The organism is Radiobacillus sp. PE A8.2 (assembly GCF_045635475.1).
Taxonomy (GTDB): Bacteria; Bacillota; Bacilli; order Bacillales; family Amphibacillaceae; genus JBJGXI01.
This window is the reverse complement of the sequence record NZ_JBJGXI010000034.1, coordinates 13,309-31,939: the sequence shown is the minus strand read 5'-3', so window position 1 is coordinate 31,939 and position 18,631 is coordinate 13,309. Positions and strand designations below refer to the sequence as shown.

Annotated in this window: 16 protein-coding genes and 1 pseudogene; 16 read left to right on the top strand and 1 reads right to left on the bottom strand. The window is 37.2% G+C overall.

From position 1 onward, the window contains the following. The first annotated feature begins 390 nt into the window (after positions 1-390). From ACI6MV_RS16925 to glnA, 16 genes and pseudogenes are all read left to right on the top strand, one after another. Positions 391-1,188, top strand: coding sequence for a TIGR00282 family metallophosphoesterase (locus ACI6MV_RS16925; protein ID WP_407271505.1), 798 nt, complete (start codon positions 391-393; stop codon positions 1,186-1,188). Between the two features lie 107 nt (positions 1,189-1,295). After that, positions 1,296-1,556 (top strand): stage V sporulation protein S, encoded by a 261-nt coding sequence (locus tag ACI6MV_RS16920; RefSeq protein WP_404452695.1) that lies wholly within the window; start codon positions 1,296-1,298, stop codon positions 1,554-1,556. Positions 1,557-1,863: 307 nt separating this feature from the next. Continuing rightward, entirely contained in the window at positions 1,864-3,423 is a 1,560-nt protein-coding gene (gene miaB, locus ACI6MV_RS16915) for a tRNA (N6-isopentenyl adenosine(37)-C2)-methylthiotransferase MiaB (RefSeq protein WP_407271504.1), read from the top strand. 1 nt (position 3,424) lies between these two features. Then, positions 3,425-3,850 (top strand): YlbF/YmcA family competence regulator, encoded by a 426-nt coding sequence (locus ACI6MV_RS16910; protein WP_407271503.1) that lies wholly within the window; start codon positions 3,425-3,427, stop codon positions 3,848-3,850. Between the two features lie 471 nt (positions 3,851-4,321). Further along, complete coding sequence (cotE, locus tag ACI6MV_RS16905) at positions 4,322-4,885, top strand: outer spore coat protein CotE (protein ID WP_407271502.1); 564 nt, start codon at positions 4,322-4,324, stop codon at positions 4,883-4,885. A 518-nt stretch (positions 4,886-5,403) separates the two neighbouring features. Further along, positions 5,404-7,998: a DNA mismatch repair protein MutS gene (gene mutS / locus ACI6MV_RS16900; protein ID WP_407271501.1), complete on the top strand. Its 2,595-nt coding sequence runs from the start codon at positions 5,404-5,406 to the stop codon at positions 7,996-7,998. Further along, a complete protein-coding gene (gene mutL, locus ACI6MV_RS16895; protein ID WP_407271500.1) occupies positions 7,995-9,854 on the top strand; it encodes a DNA mismatch repair endonuclease MutL in 1,860 nt (619 codons plus the stop codon). Before mutS ends, mutL begins: the two co-directional genes overlap by 4 nt. 228 nt (positions 9,855-10,082) lie before the next feature. Continuing rightward, positions 10,083-10,535, top strand: coding sequence for a Dps family protein (locus ACI6MV_RS16890; protein WP_407271499.1), 453 nt, complete (start codon positions 10,083-10,085; stop codon positions 10,533-10,535). A 158-nt stretch (positions 10,536-10,693) separates the two neighbouring features. Then, positions 10,694-11,629 (top strand): tRNA (adenosine(37)-N6)-dimethylallyltransferase MiaA, encoded by a 936-nt coding sequence (gene miaA / locus ACI6MV_RS16885; RefSeq protein ID WP_407271498.1) that lies wholly within the window; start codon positions 10,694-10,696, stop codon positions 11,627-11,629. Positions 11,630-11,666: 37 nt separating this feature from the next. After that, the gene (gene hfq, locus ACI6MV_RS16880; protein ID WP_407271497.1) at positions 11,667-11,891 is read left to right on the top strand and encodes an RNA chaperone Hfq; all 225 of its coding nucleotides are present in this window, start codon (positions 11,667-11,669) and stop codon (positions 11,889-11,891) included. 171 nt (positions 11,892-12,062) lie between these two features. Beyond that, positions 12,063-12,218 (top strand): annotated as a pseudogene (locus ACI6MV_RS16875) (HNH endonuclease); the annotation flags it as partial. A gap of 106 nt (positions 12,219-12,324) precedes the next feature. After that, positions 12,325-13,239: a stage V sporulation protein K gene (gene spoVK / locus ACI6MV_RS16870; RefSeq protein ID WP_407271496.1), complete on the top strand. Its 915-nt coding sequence runs from the start codon at positions 12,325-12,327 to the stop codon at positions 13,237-13,239. A 160-nt stretch (positions 13,240-13,399) separates the two neighbouring features. Then, positions 13,400-14,632 (top strand): GTPase HflX, encoded by a 1,233-nt coding sequence (gene hflX / locus ACI6MV_RS16865; RefSeq protein ID WP_407271495.1) that lies wholly within the window; start codon positions 13,400-13,402, stop codon positions 14,630-14,632. A 15-nt stretch (positions 14,633-14,647) separates the two neighbouring features. Further along, positions 14,648-15,889 (top strand): methionine gamma-lyase family protein, encoded by a 1,242-nt coding sequence (locus tag ACI6MV_RS16860; protein WP_407271529.1) that lies wholly within the window; start codon positions 14,648-14,650, stop codon positions 15,887-15,889. Between the two features lie 145 nt (positions 15,890-16,034). Further along, complete coding sequence (locus tag ACI6MV_RS16855) at positions 16,035-16,430, top strand: MerR family transcriptional regulator (protein ID WP_407271494.1); 396 nt, start codon at positions 16,035-16,037, stop codon at positions 16,428-16,430. A gap of 25 nt (positions 16,431-16,455) precedes the next feature. Next, positions 16,456-17,787, top strand: coding sequence for a type I glutamate--ammonia ligase (gene glnA, locus ACI6MV_RS16850; protein ID WP_407271493.1), 1,332 nt, complete (start codon positions 16,456-16,458; stop codon positions 17,785-17,787). A gap of 166 nt (positions 17,788-17,953) precedes the next feature. On the opposite strand, the gene lexA is transcribed toward glnA, so the two are convergent. Beyond that, positions 17,954-18,577 (bottom strand): transcriptional repressor LexA, encoded by a 624-nt coding sequence (lexA, locus tag ACI6MV_RS16845; protein WP_407271492.1) that lies wholly within the window; start codon positions 18,575-18,577, stop codon positions 17,954-17,956. Positions 18,578-18,631: the final 54 nt, after the last annotated feature.

The following is an 18,631-nucleotide window of genomic DNA, read 5'->3' as shown; positions in this document are numbered from 1 at the left end:
AGTAATCGCAGTCCCAAAGTGCGCTTCTCTAGTGGATCTTCAGCTCGCGCTGTCCCGCAGGAGCTAAGCGACGAGGAGGCTCACTAGCCCCCCTAAGGTGCGCGAAGTGGATTTCCGGAGCGGTGCAAGCACTCTCCAAGTAACGACGTATATTAGCTTTTTTCAGCAAAACAACAATCTTTTAGTAAACAGACTTGAAAATAGATAACTAAGCATATAAATTTTCTACCAGTATCTAGCTCCGAGCATTAGCGGACTTGCGAAGAATCACTCACTTCAAACGTTGCTAACCGATCCGCTGCGCTTTTTGGTTTGTAGATGTTTCTTTGACTTTATGAATTGATTATGCAACACTGAACGTAATTTAAATGAATAGGTAGGTTAACAGAAATGAGAATATTGTTTATTGGCGACATTGTCGGTTCACCAGGTAGAGACATGGTTCAACAATTTTTACCTAATTTAAGACAAAAATTTCAACAGCATGTCACTATAGTAAATGGAGAAAATGCTGCTTCAGGTAAAGGGATTACTGAAAAAATTTATAAACAGTTTTTAGAACTAGGTGTTCAAGCAGTTACAATGGGTAATCATACGTGGGATAAAAAGGAGATCTTTGATTTCATTGATGAAGCTAAATTTATGGTGCGTCCAGCTAATTTCCCAGAAGGTACACCGGGTAAAGGCTTAACATTTGTTAAATCAAATGGTCTAGAGCTTGCTATTATTAATTTGCAAGGACGAACATTTCTACCACCTTTAGATGATCCTTTTCGCGTGGCAGACCATTTAATAGATGAGGCAAAAAAACGTACAAACTTAATATTTGTAGATTTTCATGCAGAAGCAACAAGTGAAAAACAAGCGATGGGTTGGTATTTAGATGGTAGAGTGACTGCTGTCGTTGGAACACATACACACACGCAAACTGCAGATGAACGCATCCTTCCTAAAGGAACGGCGTACATAACAGATGTAGGGATGACAGGACCTTATGATAGTATTTTAGGCACAGATAAAGAGGCTGTCCTAAAAAAATTCATGAGTAGTCTACCAGTACGTTTTGAGGTTGATAAACAAGGAAGGACACAACTAAATGCTGTATTAATTGATATTGACAACAATTCTGGTACCGCTAAACGTATTCAACGTCTTATAATTAATGATGACCACCCATTTCACGCTTGATTATTTGAAATTTTCGAACAATTGATTCATAATAAAAGGGAATAACTATCATATACAAGAATATAGTAAAAGTGGAACTACTTTAGTAAACTAAGGAGGTACTAGGAATGGATGTATTAAAAGTCTCAGCTAAATCAAGTCCGAATTCAGTAGCAGGAGCACTTGCGAATGTGCTAAGAGAACGTGGCTCAGCGGAAATGCAGGCGATTGGTGCTGGTGCTTTAAACCAGGCCGTCAAAGCAGTAGCCATCGCACGAGGATTTGTTGCCCCAAGTGGAGTGGATCTAATTTGTATTCCGGCTTTTACAGATATTATGATAGACAATGAAGAGCGTACTGCAATTAAACTTATCGTAGAACCGCGTTAATGATTTATTTACCTGTTTGCTTAAGGCGAACAGGTTTTTTTAATAGAGTCATATTGAAATTGTTATCATTCTAGTAGCGAAACAACTTCACGATATCGACAAAAATTTGTACATTTACATACGAAGCCTTTGTTTTTATAGTCTCTTCTTGGTATAATATTAAAATTGGAGAGAAGATTTATATTTAAATAGATGTTAACTTGTTGAGGATAATTTCTCCAACAATTTATGAATGTTTAAGAATCAGGAAATGTAACGACAGATATAGAAAGTAAGATACAACAATCCATATAGAAGGAGACTCGTTATGAATGAGCAACAACGGAAAGAAATGGATCAAATTAAAAAAAGTGAAGATTCAGCAGATAATCTTGACCGCCTAAAGAACCTCGGTTCCGACGAATTAATTGGAAAGTATTTTCAATCAACATACGAGCCACCCAATTTAAAAAAGGCTAAAAAGCGGAGAAGAGAAGAGGTGCAAGTTCATTATGACCATTCTATACCTCCTGAAATGCAACAAATCGGAAAGGGAAAGAAATTCTTAATAAGAACTTATGGTTGTCAAATGAATGAGCACGATACCGAAGTAATGGCCGGACTCTTATCAGAAATGGGTTATGAGACCACAAACGACACGAAGGAAGCGGATGTTATTTTACTAAACACATGTGCAATTCGTGAAAATGCGGAAAACAAAGTATTTGGAGAGATTGGTCATTTAAAACCGTTGAAATTAGAAAATCCTGATGTCATCGTAGGAATTTGTGGATGTATGTCTCAGGAAGAATCAGTTGTTAACCGTATACTTAAGAAGCACCCATTCATTGATATGATCTTTGGAACACACAATATTCACCGGTTACCGAACCTGTTAAAAGAAGCAATGTTTAATAAGGAAATGGTCGTTGAAGTTTGGTCTAAAGAGGGAGATATCATTGAAAATCTTCCTAAGGTTCGTAAAGGGAAAATTAAGGGCTGGGTAAATATTATGTACGGCTGCGATAAATTCTGTACGTATTGCATCGTTCCTTATACACGAGGAAAAGAACGCAGTAGAAGACCAGAGGATATTATCCAGGAAGTACGTCAACTAGCAGCACAAGGTTATAAAGAAATCACATTACTCGGTCAAAATGTGAATGCTTATGGTAAAGATTTGGGCATTGAATATGGTTTAGGCGAATTAATGAACGAGATTCATAAAATTGATATTCCTAGAGTCCGTTTTACGACATCACACCCAAGAGATTTTGATGATCGATTAATTGAAGTACTTGCTCAGGGTGGTAATTTACTTGATCATATTCACTTACCGGTACAATCTGGAAGCTCAGAAGTATTGCGAGTAATGGCGCGCAGGTATACAAGAGAAGATTATTTGAACCTCGTTGCTAAAATTAAAAAGGCAATTCCAAACGCTACATTAACGACTGACATTATCGTAGGATTTCCAAATGAAACTGATGAGCAGTTTGAAGAAACACTTACGCTAATGGAAGAGGTTGGTTTTGAAAGTGCCTACACATTCATTTACTCACCTAGAGAAGGTACACCAGCTGCCAAATGGGAGGATAACATCCCGATGGAAGTAAAAAAAGAAAGATTACAACGATTGAATGCATTGGTAAACAAGCAATCAGCAGAAGCAATGAAAAACTATCAAGGACAAACAGTTAAAGTACTCGTTGAAGGCGAGAGTAAAAATAACCCTGACGTACTTGCTGGATATACAGAAAAAAGTAAGCTCGTAAACTTTGTAGGTCCTAAGTCAATAATAGGTAAAATTGTTGAAGTGAAAATAACGAATACAAAAACATGGACATTAGACGGCGAATTGATAAAAGAACCAGTAGAGGTGAATTAAATTGGCAACATATACACGTACTCAAGTAATAGATGAAGCGAAAAATTTAGCGAAAATGATGGCAAGTACCGATGAAATAGATCGTTTTAAACAATTAGAAGCAAAATTAAATGAAAATAAAAAAGTACAAGATTTGATTAAACGAATTAAAGCTTTACAAAAGCAAGCAGTAAATTTTCAAGCCTACGGTAAACAGGAAGCGTTAAAAAAAGTAGAAACAGAAATTGACCGTTTACAAGCTGAAATTGATAGTATTCCCATCGTACAAGAGTTTAAAGATTCACAAGTAACAATCAATGATATTTTGCAACTTGTTTCTACAACAATTGCTCGAGAAGTTACCAATGAAGTAATCCGCTCTACCGATGGCGATATCTTATCTGGAGAAACAGGATCTAAAGTGAAGAATAGTACTTCATCTTGTTAAAAGATTTTATAAAGACCTGCTAGGTACTTACCTAGTAGGTTTTTTTTAGTATGATTGCGCTTATGTAGTTGTCGGTCACCAGGACCTTTATCTGTGTCAAAACGGGCATTATTAAAATTGTGCCCCATCAACGCTTTTATTAAAGGATAGCTGTTACTACTGTGGCCTGTTAATAAATTCTCTCCTGACCCGAAATCATCAAAACTTTAATTTTAAGCCGATATATGTGCTTGTGTGTCAAATCATTGCTTTCGGAATCGCTAGAAATTGTGGTGTCCGAAAGTACAGGCTAGCCAAGTGATTATTAAAAGATATTTTCTGCAAATGTCGTACACTTTGTTAGGCTACTGCATAGGATGAATTAGAACCTAACCGGGTCGTGCCTCACGCAAATTTAATTGGGGCATTATGCACTTTAGGTGAATGGCCTGCATAAAATGACTATGAAAAAAAGAGGAGGTTTTAGTTCTTATGTCTTTTCTTGATCAAGAATATCGAGAAATTATTACAAAAGCTGTCATTGGTAAAGGGCGAAAGTTCACGCAGGATACAAATACAATTACACCATCACATAAACCAACTAGTATTCTAGGCTGCTGGGTTATAAACCACTTATACAATGCTAAAATCAAAGCTGATGATGTTGTTGAAGTAAATGGAAGCTATGATGTGAACGTGTGGTACTCCTATAACGATAATACAAAAACAGAAGTCGTTACGGAACGAGTAATCTATTGTGATCATATTAAACTGTCCGTTAAAGATGACCACACACTAGGTGATGAACTTGAGGTATTTGCAAAAGTTATTCAACAACCAAATTGTTTAGAATGCAAAATCGCAAGTCATGACTCAAAAATCATGGTTGAAGTCGAGCGTGAATTCCTAGTAGAAGTAATTGGTGAAACGAAGGTTACTGTAAAAGTTGATCCAAACGGTACTGTAGTAGATGACGATGATTGGGATTTCGAATTAAATGATGACGAATTCGAAGATGTAGATCCAGATTTTCTAGCAGAATTTGAAGAAGAATAATAGCCATCTATTTTTAAAACGGGAGAGAAATCTCTCGTTTTTTGTTTTTCTACATGATTCTTTTACATAAAGTTTGTTGTTTTAAACTTCATATATGAAGTAAACTCCGTCGTAGTTTGGCGAGTGTTTGACCCGCTCCGGAAATGCCCTTCGCTTTCCGCGGGGGGCTAGTGAGCCTCCTCGCGCCTTCGCGCTGCGGGGTCTCACTTACGCCGCTAGTCCCGCAGGAGTCGAAGGGCATTTCCTCCGCTGTTAACTGGATTGCTCCTTACGTCGGGTGCCTGGAGCGGAAATCACGAGCACTACGTTACGACGGAGTTTAGCATATATTGCGCAATATCAACCTTAAATTTTTTACGTATATTTCATTCCAATCTATATGCAAATGAAAAATAATCATATAAAATAATGCGAATTGGTAAATATACGTACCTACAATTGAAACAGAAGAGAACAATTATAGAAGCTTAGTATGCTATAATAAACCTAGAAAACTTGTACGTTTTGGGGGAGCAAACATGGCAAATCACACACCAATGATGCAGCAATATTTAAAAATAAAGGCACAATATAAAGATTGTTTTCTATTTTTTCGACTTGGAGATTTTTACGAGATGTTTTTTGATGATGCGCTTTCTGCATCAAGAGAATTAGAGATTACACTTACGAGTAGAGAAGGTGGCGGAAGCGAGCGTATTCCAATGTGCGGTGTACCGTATCATTCTGCGCCAAACTACATTAAGACACTTGTAGAAAAGGGCTTTAAAGTGGCAATATGTGAGCAGGTTGAAGACCCTAAAGTAGCTAAGGGTGTCGTTAAACGGGAAGTTGTCCAGTTAATTACGCCGGGGACGATCATGGAAGGTGAGATGCTCCAGGAAAGAGAAAACAACTACCTGGCGAGTATTTCAAATGACTCCGACAGTTTTATCATTACATATACAGATTTATCTGTAGGTGAAAATAGTATAGCTATTATTAAAAATGGATGGAATGCGGTCATAAGTGAATTATTCCAGCGGCCAGTCAAGGAAATCGTCATCAGTTCTAACCTTTCCGAAAATTACCAAACAGAATTGCAAGCGCGATTACAAGTAACTTTATCTTATCAAGATGAAACAATCATTGAAAATGCTTATGTGAAACTGGCAGATAACCTTGAAACGCCGGAGCTGAAACAGGCGTTTGGAAGAATGTTAAATTACATTCAACGTACACAAAAACGTTCTTTAGATCATTTAAAGCCAGCACAAATTATTGCATTAAATCAGTTTATGAATTTAGATATGTATTCGAAACGAAATCTTGAATTAACCGAAACGATCTTAAGAAAAGGTAAACATGGCAGCTTATTGTGGGTACTTGACCACACGATTACAGCAATGGGGGCTAGAATGTTAAAAAAATGGTTGGAACGGCCATTATTGAATCAGAGTTTAATTGATGATCGATTTGATATTGTTGAAGGTTTCTTGGAGCAATTTTTTGAACGAGAAAAATTACGGGAAGCTTTGAAATCTATTTATGACCTGGAACGACTTGCAGGGAGAGTTGCTTTTGGCAATGTGCATGCTCGTGACTTACATCAACTCAAACAGTCATTAAATAGAGTTCCTGAGATTAAAAATGTCTTATCTAGCTTTTCGCACCAAAAAATAACAAGCCTAAGTGATGCAATTGATGGTTTAGATGATCTCCACCAAATGCTACAGGATAGCTTAATTGAGGATCCACCGCCGACTATTAAAGAAGGTGGAATTATTAAAGATGGCTATCATGCACAACTAGATGATTATCGTTATGCTTCAAAAAACGGTAAACAATGGATTGCTGAATTAGAAAAACAAGAAAAAATAAATACTAATATTAAATCATTGAAAATTGGTTATAATCGAGTGTTTGGTTACTATATTGAGGTTACGAAAGCAAACCTGCACTTACTACCTGACAACCGGTATGAACGAAAGCAAACACTGTCAAATGCAGAACGGTTTATTACACCAGAATTAAAGGAAAAAGAGTCGTTAATATTAGAAGCAGAAGAAAAAAGTGTTGATCTTGAGTATCAATTATTCATCGAGATAAGAGAGCAAGTTAAAGCATACATTCCAGCTTTACAAAAGCTAGCAGAAACGATAAGCAAGATTGATGTGCTACAAGGATTCGCTACTGCTAGTGAAATAAATCGTTATGTTCGTCCTCGTTTTAATATAAACAGGGATATCAATATTAAACAAGGCCGTCACCCGGTTATTGAGAAAGTAATGAAAAATGAATCGTTCGTTCCGAATAATGTAAGCATGCAATCCAATACGGATATGCTGCTAATTACAGGACCAAATATGTCAGGGAAAAGTACGTATATGCGTCAATTGGCACTCACAGCAATCATGGCCCAAATCGGCTGTTTTGTTCCGAGTGAAGCAGCAGACATCCCAATATTTGACCAAATATTTACTAGAATTGGCGCAGCCGATGATCTTGTTTCGGGTCAAAGTACCTTTATGGTGGAAATGCTAGAAGCACAGCATGCTCTTACAAATGCTACAGAAAATAGTCTGATTTTGCTTGATGAAATCGGCCGTGGGACAAGCACATATGATGGCATGGCATTAGCACAAGCAATTATTGAATACGTGCATGATCATATTCATGCGAAAACATTATTTTCTACCCACTATCATGAATTAACTAGCTTGGAAGAAGCTCTACAAAAACTAAAGAACATTCATGTTAGGGCGGAAGAATACGAAGGAAATGTCGTGTTTTTACACCAAATTCAGGACGGGGCTGCTGACGAAAGTTACGGGATTCATGTTGCCAAGTTAGCACAACTTCCGGACAAACTTATTGACCGCGCCTCAGAAATCCTTAAACAGTTTGAAAATAATGAACAACCAAAACAAGTATCATCGGTAAAAAAGGACGAAGATGCACAATTAACGTTATTTGCAGAAGAATCTGTTCGATATGAAAAGAACAATAACAAGCAAAACAAATTACTGAAAGAGCTTCAAAACATAAACGTACTGGAAATGACACCATTAGATGCATTAAATGAATTGTATCGTCTGCATAAAAAAGCAACAGACAGTGGAGGAGGCAAATCATGAAAATCGTGCAAATGCCGGATGCACTTGCGAATAAAATAGCAGCAGGTGAAGTCGTAGAACGCCCTGCCTCTGTAGTCAAAGAACTAGTAGAAAACAGTATAGATGCTAACAGTACCTGGGTTAAAGTGGAAATAGAGGAAGCAGGCTTACAGTCAATCAAAATTAGTGACAATGGAGAGGGTATGGCTGAGGATGACTGTGAACGGGCATTTTTTCGTCATGCCACGAGCAAAATTAAAGATGAAAATGACCTTTTTCATGTTCGTACACTCGGTTTTCGTGGAGAGGCGTTAGCGAGTATTGCAGCTGTTAGTCGATTGTCGATCAAAACGTCTACAGGAGATGCGGCTGGAACTTCTTTGGAAATGGAAGGTGGTAAGTTCATTTCCAAATCAAAAAGTGATGCAAGAAGAGGAACGGAGATTACTGTAAATGAATTATTTTTTAATACACCAGCACGATTAAAATATATGAAAACAATTCATACAGAGCTCGGCCATATTACTGATTTAATGAACCGATTAGCTTTTTCTCATCCTAACATCCATTTTGAGCTGAGCCACAATGGTAAACAGTTGTTTCAAACTTCTGGACGAGGCGATCTAGTTCAAATTATTGCACAAGTGTATGGCTTTCAGGTAGCCAAGCAAATGATTCCTGTTTCCTATAAAACGTTAGATTTTTCGATTTCTGGCTATATTGCGAAACCCGAGGTTACAAGATCATCACGAAATTACATTTCAACAATTATAAATGGCCGGTTTATCAAATCTATCCCATTAAGTAAATCGATATCGCAAGGCTATCATACTTTATTACCGATCGGACGCAATCCGTTAGTTGTGTTAACGATTGAGATGGATCCAATACTTGTGGATGTAAATGTCCATCCAGCCAAATTAGAGGTTCGCTTTAGCAAGGACAAAGAATTGTACCAGGCTGTGGAAACTATGATTCGTGAAGCATTTCAGAAGCAAACACTTATTCCGTCAGGGACAAAACCGAAGCACCAAAAACTGGAGAGTGTACAGGACAGCTTTGAATTGTACCCGGCCAAACAAGAAAGAACAAACGATCAACGCTTATTAGAAAAGACGGTTACAGAAACAATGACTTCACCATCCTTTAATGCTTATACGATACCAGCTTTCGAAAATCATCAAGCAGAAGGGAAAGAAAAGCTCAATCAGACTGATGATGGTCAAGCATTTCATGAAAAAGTTGAAGAACAGTTGCCAACAGCCTCGCCTGCGCAACCAGAACAATCGGATACTAGAGTTCCTGCCATGTATCCGATTGGACAACTACACGGTACGTATATTATGGCGCAAAACGAAAATGGATTATATATAATTGATCAACATGCAGCTCAAGAACGTATCAAATATGAGTTTTTTAAAGAAAAAATTGGAGAAGTAGCAAATGAAGTGCAAGAACTATTGCTGCCGATAACCTTTGATTTTTCTAAACAAGAGGCATTAATGATTGAACAATACCAAACGGAACTAGAAAAGATCGGCATCTTTTTTGAGGCGTTTGGTCAACAAAGCTATGTGATTCGCTCTCATCCGCAATGGTTTCCGGACGGATTCGAAGAGGAAGTAATCCAAGAAATAGTCGATACAATTATGGCTGATGAGAAAATTAATGTTCATAAACTAAGAGAAGATGCGGCTATACTGATGTCTTGTAAACGATCAATCAAGGCGAACCATTACTTAAACAATGATGATATGTTTCAATTGTTAGAGGATTTACGTGCAGCATCAGAGCCTTTTACATGCCCGCATGGTAGACCGATTATCATTCATTTTAGCACCTATGAAATGGAAAAGATGTTTAAGCGAGTAATGTAACACGATTAAAGCCTAATTCTTTCGCTATGAATGAATTAGGCTTTTTAACATATATGCGCGACAATGTCGAGTACCAGTACCTAGCCCTCTATATATGGAGAAAATTCACTTACAGGATTTGTATTAAGCTAGCTGGCTAACCAAGGCGCTTACTTGCACTTTTAAAATGTATAAAATCCTTAATCCTACAACATAATAACGATGAAGAAGAGGAAGGGTAGGATGTATATGCCAGAAAATCAAAAACTTATTAATTTCTTAAATCAGGAATTGTCTAATTTTGCTGTTCTCTATATAAAGCTTCACCGCTACCATTGGTTTGTGCAAGGTAGACACTTTTTCAAACTTCATGAAGTATTTGAAGACCTATATAATGAGGCCTCTGAAGACTTAGATGAAATCGCTGAGAGAATTTTAGCCATTGGTGGAAAGCCATTGGCAACAATGCATAAATATTTAAAAGAAACAACGTTACATGAGGCACAAGCAGACGATAATGAAAATGAAATTATCAAACAGCTTTGTGAAGATTATAAAACGGTAATCAAAGAGATAAAAGAGACCGGTGGATCGCTTGCTGATGAGGTTAATGACCAACCTACAGCAGATTTGTTGAATGAGATTCATGGGAGATTAGAAAAGCATGTATGGATGCTTCAAGCATACGTAGCTTATGAATAAGTGAGTAAAGAGGCTGTTTTAGTTTTATAAAACACAGCCTCTTGTTTCGTAAAATAATATTGTTGTTAAGCATCATTGCACTTGTTTACTATTTGCTTTCATGTATAATGAATGATTAAAGGATAGCAAATAATCAATAATAATATTGGGGCATGTAAATGAAAAACACAGTTGTCGCGGTAGTCGGACCAACTGCAGTTGGTAAAACAAGTCTAAGCATTGAAATTGCAAAACGGTTTAACGGTGAAGTAATAAGTGGAGATTCAATGCAAATTTATAAACAGATGGACATAGGCACAGCAAAGGTAACCAAACAAGAAATGGGTGATGTGCCACATCGCATGATTGATATTAAGCAAGCAGATGAATCTTTTTCGGTAGCAGAGTTTCAAACGAGCGTTAGAACATCTATTAGTGATATTATCGGTGAAAATCGACTGCCAATTATCGCTGGTGGAACAGGGTTATACATACAAGCAGCTTTATTTGAATATAATTTTGCTGAAGAGGCAAGGGATGCTTCTTATCAGAAAATAATTGAGCAAAGAATTAATGAATATGGAATCGACTTCGTTTATAAACAATTACAAAAAGCAGATCCGGAACAAGCGCAACGGATTCATCCAAATAATATCAGACGTGTGATTCGGGCATTAGAGGTCTATGAACGAACAGGAAAAACCATGTCAGAACATCACGAGCAACAGCAACCTAATTCTCCTTATAAACCAATATTAATTGGGCTTGAAATGGAACGAGAACTCCTTTACAAACGAATTAACAATCGGGTTGACGTTATGATGGAGGAGGGTCTACTCGAAGAAGTACATTCCTTTTATGAACGTGGATTAGAACATAGTCAGTCTATGAAAGCGATCGGATATAAGGAATTCATTCCATACTTCAAGGGAGAACAGAGTTTACAAGAATCAGTCGAATTGTTAAAACGCAACTCAAGAAGGTTTGCAAAACGACAGTTTACCTGGTTCAAAAATAAAATGGATGTCACATGGTACAAAATATCACCTGAACAAAAAGATGAAAAGTTTGCAATAATTTTAGAAAATCTTGCAGGAAAGCTAACAGAAAAATAGAATTACATAATACAGACAGAAAAGAGGAGGAAGAAACATGTCTCAATCGGTAAATATCCAAGATCAATTTCTTAACCAGCTTCGCAAAGACCGTATTCAAGTAACTGTATTTTTAACGAATGGCTTTCAACTACGTGGAATGGTAAAAGCTTTCGATAACTTTACAGTACTGTTTGATACAGATGGCAAGCAACAATTGATTTTCAAACACGCGATCTCTACTTTCGCACCGAGTAAGAATATTACGTTGGAAAAAGAGTAATAGTACACATGGGCGCTTAACATTAGCGCCCATATTTTTTTGTTGCAAAGGAAATTATAAAATATACTAAATGTGGATAACATTAAGCATTAGCCACGGCCAGCTCCGAGCGCCAGCGACTAGCGAGACTTCCCTCGCCTCATGACACGATAAGTCAACATCGGTCCTTAAATCCATGCGCTTTATACGAATAAAGACATCGCTGTCCGCTTAACAACGGTGCAGGATCTAAGGACAGACCAGAAGCTAGCCAGGTTTATAAAATGGATTCGGAAACAACCACCTAAAAAGATAACGAAAGTAAGAAAATCCAAAAATCGCAAATAAATGACCAATAAGAAAATACAGTTTTTGAAATTGTTCCTTTTTTCCTAGGCATATGTCACAAACTAGCCCTTAAAAGCGTATAATATCGTGAATAAGGGGTGGTGTTGTGGAATCTCAAGTTTCTTTAAATAAAAATGGGCAAATTAATATCGTACTACATGAGCGAGAAAAGCTATTTTTCGAAAACAATGAAACAGTTAATAGTAACGATCCATTTAAGCGTATTGATCAGGAATTCTCCTATTTTATCGGGATGAACCGCCTTAAAGAAACAATTAAAGAAATTTATGCAAATATACAAATTAACCAGAAACGTGAGCAAGCTGGACTTAAAACACAAAAACAAGTACTCCATATGCTGTTTAAAGGGAATCCGGGAACGGGGAAAACAACTGTTGCCCGAAAACTGGCTAAAGCATTTTATGAGATGAATGTACTATCAAAGGGTCATTTTATTGAAGCAGAACGTGCTGATCTTGTCGGTGAATACATCGGACATACTGCACAAAAAACGAAAGCACTAATTGATAAAGCGATGGGTGGTTTATTGTTCGTTGATGAAGCTTATTCATTAGCTAGAGGCGGAGAAAAGGATTTTGGGAAAGAAGCGATTGATACCCTAGTGAAACACATGGAAGATAACCAAAATCAGTTTATTCTTATTCTAGCAGGCTATCCTAATGAAATGGAGCAATTTTTAACGCTTAATCCTGGTTTAGCATCGCGCTTTCCAATTGTATTGGATTTTGAGGACTATACCGTTGACCAACTGCTTCAAATTGCAAGACAAATGGCAATCGAAAGAGAATATCAATTAACGAAAGAAGCAGAGTGGAAGTTAAGAGACCACTTAATGAAGCAAAAGCAACAATATTTTTATCATAACTTTTCCAACGCACGATTCATTAGGAACATTATTGAAAAATCTATTCGCAAACATGCGGTACGCTTAATTAGAAAAAATAGTTACACTACCGAAGAGTTAATGTTAATTACGAAACATGACTTAACATTAGAATAACCTGTAGGTAGCACCCTGTATGAAGCACAGTGCAAGGGTGCTCTTATTTTTCCATTGTGTTGATCATTTTGATATGATGGAATAGGAATAAAACACGGGTATTTCATTAAGCTATTAGGAAAATGACGATGACACTATTCATCATGGAAAGAGGGTATATATGCAAGAGAAAGTACTTATTGTCGCCGTACATCATAAGAATCAAGATGACGAAAGGTTCCATTTTTCACTTGATGAACTTGAATCGTTAACAGCAACTGCAAAAGGTAAAGTAGTTAAAATTGTTACGCAAAAGCGAGAACGAATTCATCCTGCATTATATTTAGGTGACGGGAAGATAAATGAAATTGCTACATACATTGAGGAACTAGAAATTGACTTGGTTATCTCGAACGATAATTTGTCACCGAGTCAATTAAGAAATCTAGCAGATAGATTAGGCGTACGAGTGATTGATCGCAGTCAACTTATTTTAGATATCTTTGCAGGACGAGCACATACGAAAGAAGGAAAGCTGCAAATAGAACTTGCTCAATTACAGTATGTACTTCCTCGTTTATACGGTCAGGGTAGCTCATTATCTAGACTCGGTGGTGGTATAGGTACAAGAGGACCTGGTGAAACGAAGCTTGAGTCAGACCGTCGTCATATTAGACGTCGCATCGATGACATTAAAGCAAAGCTAGATGCAGTTGTTAATCAGCGTAATCAATATAGAAAACGCAGAAAAGAGAATCATGCGTTTCAAATTGCGATAGTAGGCTATACAAATGCCGGTAAATCAACACTTTTTAACAGGCTAACCCAAAGTAGCTCATTAGAAGAGAATCAATTGTTTGCCACACTTGATCCAATGACACGCAGAATCCAGTTACCATCGGGTTTAGACACATTACTAACCGATACAGTTGGATTTATTCAGGATTTACCAACAACTTTAATCGCATCATTCCGATCAACACTTGAAGAAGTTAGAGAAGCCGATTTCATTTTACACGTAGTAGATGCGTCACATCCAGACTTAGAGCAGCATCAGCAAACAGTGCTCAATTTATTGAGCGAGCTCGATGCCGACCATATCCCAATTCTAACTGCCTATAATAAAAAGGATTTAATCGATGATTCGTTTATCCCATCAGCAAAGCCTTCTATTTTAATCAGTGCTTACGACAAGACTGATTTACTTCGATTATTAGAGGAGATGGAAACAGTTATTACAGAAGAGTGGGAATCGTATCGTACTTTTGTCCCTGCAGATAGTGGAAAATTGTTACAACAACTTAGTCAAAATACAATTATTCATGACCGTTTTTTTGATGAACCACTTGAGGGTTACATTGTACAAGGTCATATTGATCCAGAACATCCATTAAAGTATATGTTAAAGGAGTAATTAGTAAAAGTGAGCATTCATCAACTAGCAGACCAAGTAGAAAATGACATAACTGAGCAAGTAAAAATAGTGCAGAAGATAGTAGAGGTAAATCAAAGAAAGGTGTTAGAGGCATTCCGCAATAATCAAGTCAGTGATAGCCATTTTAATCCAACGACCGGTTATGGATATGATGATTTTGGAAGAGACGTGTTAGAAGCAGTTTACGCGGATGTCTTTGGTGGGGAAGATGCGCTCGTTCGACCGCAAATTGTCTCTGGAACACATGCTATTACAATAGCTTTGTTCGGTTTACTTAGACCGAATAATGAACTTCTTTATATTACAGGTAAACCATATGATACGTTGGAAGAGGTAGTCGGAACGCGAGGGAATAACAACGGGTCTTTACGTGATTTTAATATCGGTTACGACGCTGTCGATTTGACAGAAGATGGCACGGTTAACTGGGGAGAAGTACAAAGGAAGATAACCTATAAAACAAAAGTAATCGGTATACAGCGCTCAAAAGGATACGCTGACAGACCTTCCTTTACGATAGAGGAAATTTCTGAAATGGTTCATTTCGTTAAAGAAATTAATCCAAATATTATTGTGTTTGTAGATAACTGTTATGGTGAATTTGTAGAAACAAAAGAGCCGTTATATGTTGGCGCAGATTTAATTGCGGGATCTTTAATTAAAAATCCTGGTGGCGGTATTGTGCGCACCGGTGGGTATCTTGTTGGAACTAAACAATTAATTGAGCAATGTGCTTACCGTTTAACGTCACCTGGCCTTGGTAAAGAAACCGGTGCAAGTATCGGTATGTTACAAGAGATGTTTCAAGGGCTATTTCTTGCTCCGCATACTGTTGGTGAAGCGCTAAAAGGTGCAATATTTTCTTCGCGATTTCTTGCATCATTGGGCTTTCACACAACACCAGCTTACGATCAAATGCGAACCGACCTGATTCAATCCGTTACATTTAAAACAAAAGAGCAAATGATTTCTTTTTGCCAAGCGATTCAACGAGTATCTCCTGTAAACGCTCATGTAACACCATACCCTTCCCCAATGCCAGGGTATGATAATGATGTGATCATGGCTGCAGGTACTTTTATACAAGGCGCAAGTTTAGAGTTAACTGCTGATGGACCAATTCGTCCTCCTTATACCGCTTATGTACAAGGTGGCCTCACGTATGCCCATGTAAAAATTGCAATTATAGAAGCGGTTATTGCTTTACAGGAAAAAGGATATTTACCGAAAAGCTAGATTTCCATCATTTGGTGGTAAATGTTAATAATCTATTAATTTTTTGAATATTTCGATGTAAAGAAAGCTAACACGTATTGACAATTATATTTGCAAATGTATAATAAAAGTATGGAAAAGCTAAGTAAAGAAAGGGGTGGATAATATGAACGATACAGATAGACGTTCTATGCCCTTATTTTCCATAGGAATTGTTAAATCATTAACAGATTTAACAGCTAGACAGATTCGCTATTACGAAGAACATAAGTTGATTCATCCGGCGCGTACGAATGGCAATCAAAGATTATTCTCCTTCAATGATGTTGATCGCTTATTAGAAATTAAAGAGCTCATCGATAAAGGGATAAATCTAGCAGGTATTAAGCAAGTGCTAAATATCAAAGATTTGCCTATTACAAAGGCGTTGGATGAAGGACAAGAAGCCCCAGAATTATCAGATAAAGAGCTAAGACGTATACTCCAGAAAGAGCTATTAAGCTCAGGGCGACTTGGAAAAACTTCGTTGCGACAGGGAGAATTATCAAGATTCTTCCATTAATCAAAAAATATAGGAGGAGAGACACATGGGATTTACTAGAGAAGAGATTAAAAAGAAAATTGAAGAGGAAAACGTGAAATTTATACGTTTGCAGTTTACTGATTTATTAGGTACTATTAAGAACGTTGAAATTCCTCTAAGTCAACTAGATAAAGCATTTGATAATGAAATGGCATTCGATGGATCATCAATTGAAGGATTCGTTCGTATAGAGGAATCTGACATGAAATTATATCCAGATCTTAATACTTTCTTAGTATTCCCTTGGACTTCAGAAAAGGGTAAGGTTGCTAGATTCATTTGTGATATCTATAAACCAGATGGTACTCCGTTTGAAGGTTGTCCTCGTTACAACTTAAAGCGTAATCTTAAAAAGATGGAAGATTTAGGGTTTAGTGCATTTAACCTTGGTACAGAGCCAGAATTTTTCCTTTTCAAACTTGATGAAAAAGGAGAACCTACACTTGAATTAAACGACAAAGGTGGATATTTTGACCTTGCTCCAACAGATCTTGGTGAAAACTGCCGTCGTGATATCGTATTAGAATTAGAAGAAATGGGATTTGAAGTAGAAGCTTCTCACCACGAAGTTGCTCCTGGTCAGCACGAAATAGATTTCAAATATGCAGATGCTGTTAAACATGCGGATGATATCCAAACGTTCAAACTAGTAGTTAAAACAATTGCTAGAAAACACGGTTTACACGCTACATTTATGCCTAAGCCATTGTTTGGTGTTAACGGTTCTGGTATGCACTGTAACATGTCTTTATTCAAAGAAGGAAAAAATACATTCTTAGATGAAAACGGACCTTTACAGTTAAGTGAAACAGCTTATCAGTTTATCGCTGGTATCATCAAGCACGCGTTAAGCTTCACTGCGGTTACTAACCCAACTATTAACTCGTACAAGCGTCTTGTACCAGGTTACGAAGCACCTTGTTATGTTGCTTGGTCAGGAACGAACAGAAGTCCTTTAATCCGTGTACCTGCTTCAAGAGGTATGAGTACTCGTATTGAGGTTCGTAGTGTAGACCCTGCGGCTAATCCGTATCTTGCAATGGCTGTATTGCTAGCTGCTGGTCTTGATGGAATCGAAAATCAATTAGAAGCTCCAAAAGCTGTTGATCGTAACATTTATGTTATGGATAAAGTAGAAAGAGAAGCAAATGGAGTTCAGGATCTTCCTGCAACTTTATATGATGCAGTTCAACAACTTAAATCTAATGACATTATTGTAGATGCATTAGGAGAGCATATTTTTGAACACTTTGTTGAAGCTAAAGAGATCGAGTGGGATATGTTCAGAACGCAAGTTCACCCATGGGAAAGAGATCAATACTTACAACAGTATTAATTCCATTAAAACCTCGGCACATGTGCCGAGGTTTTTGTTGTAGTTGTCTATGAAATACTTTCTGCCATGGTACCAGCCGTGGGTAAGTAATGTACACAGCTGTTTAATTTTATAATATTTAAGACAACAAAAAACTGTCGCACTTTTCTAATGCGACAGTTTTTTCTTATTCTATATGTCTATATAATCCAACAACTTTACCAAGAATCGAAACATTATCATATATTAAAGGGGCCATTGTTGCGTTTTCGGGTTGAAGCCTAATATGGTCCTTTTCTTTAAAGAATCGCTTAACAGTAGCTTCTTCCTCATCTGTCATAGCTACAACGATCTCACCGTTTTGCGCTGTTTGTTGTTGTTTTACAATTACCATATCACCATCTAAAATACCAGCCTCTATCATACTATCACCTTCAATAATAAGCACATATATATTTTCATTTGGATTTGCTATTGTACTAGGTAATGGCACGTATTCTTCGATATTTTCTACCGCAGTAATTGGTAGGCCTGCAGTTACTTTTCCAATTACCGGAGCAAATGTTGCTTCTCCTTTAGGAATAGAATCGGTACCTTCTAAATTCAACACCTCTATTGCTCTCGGTTTAGTCGGATCACGACGAATATACCCTTTTTTTTCTAATCTTGATAGATGTCCATGAACGGTAGAACTAGATGCTAGACCTACGGCTTCGCCGATTTCTCTAACTGATGGTGGATATCCTTTATCTACAACTTGTTCTTTAATGTATTCCAATATTGCTTGTTGTCTATTTGATAGTTTTGTCATGAAATGAACACCTCGCACATATGATTTATTAACGTTATTATACCATGCTTACCA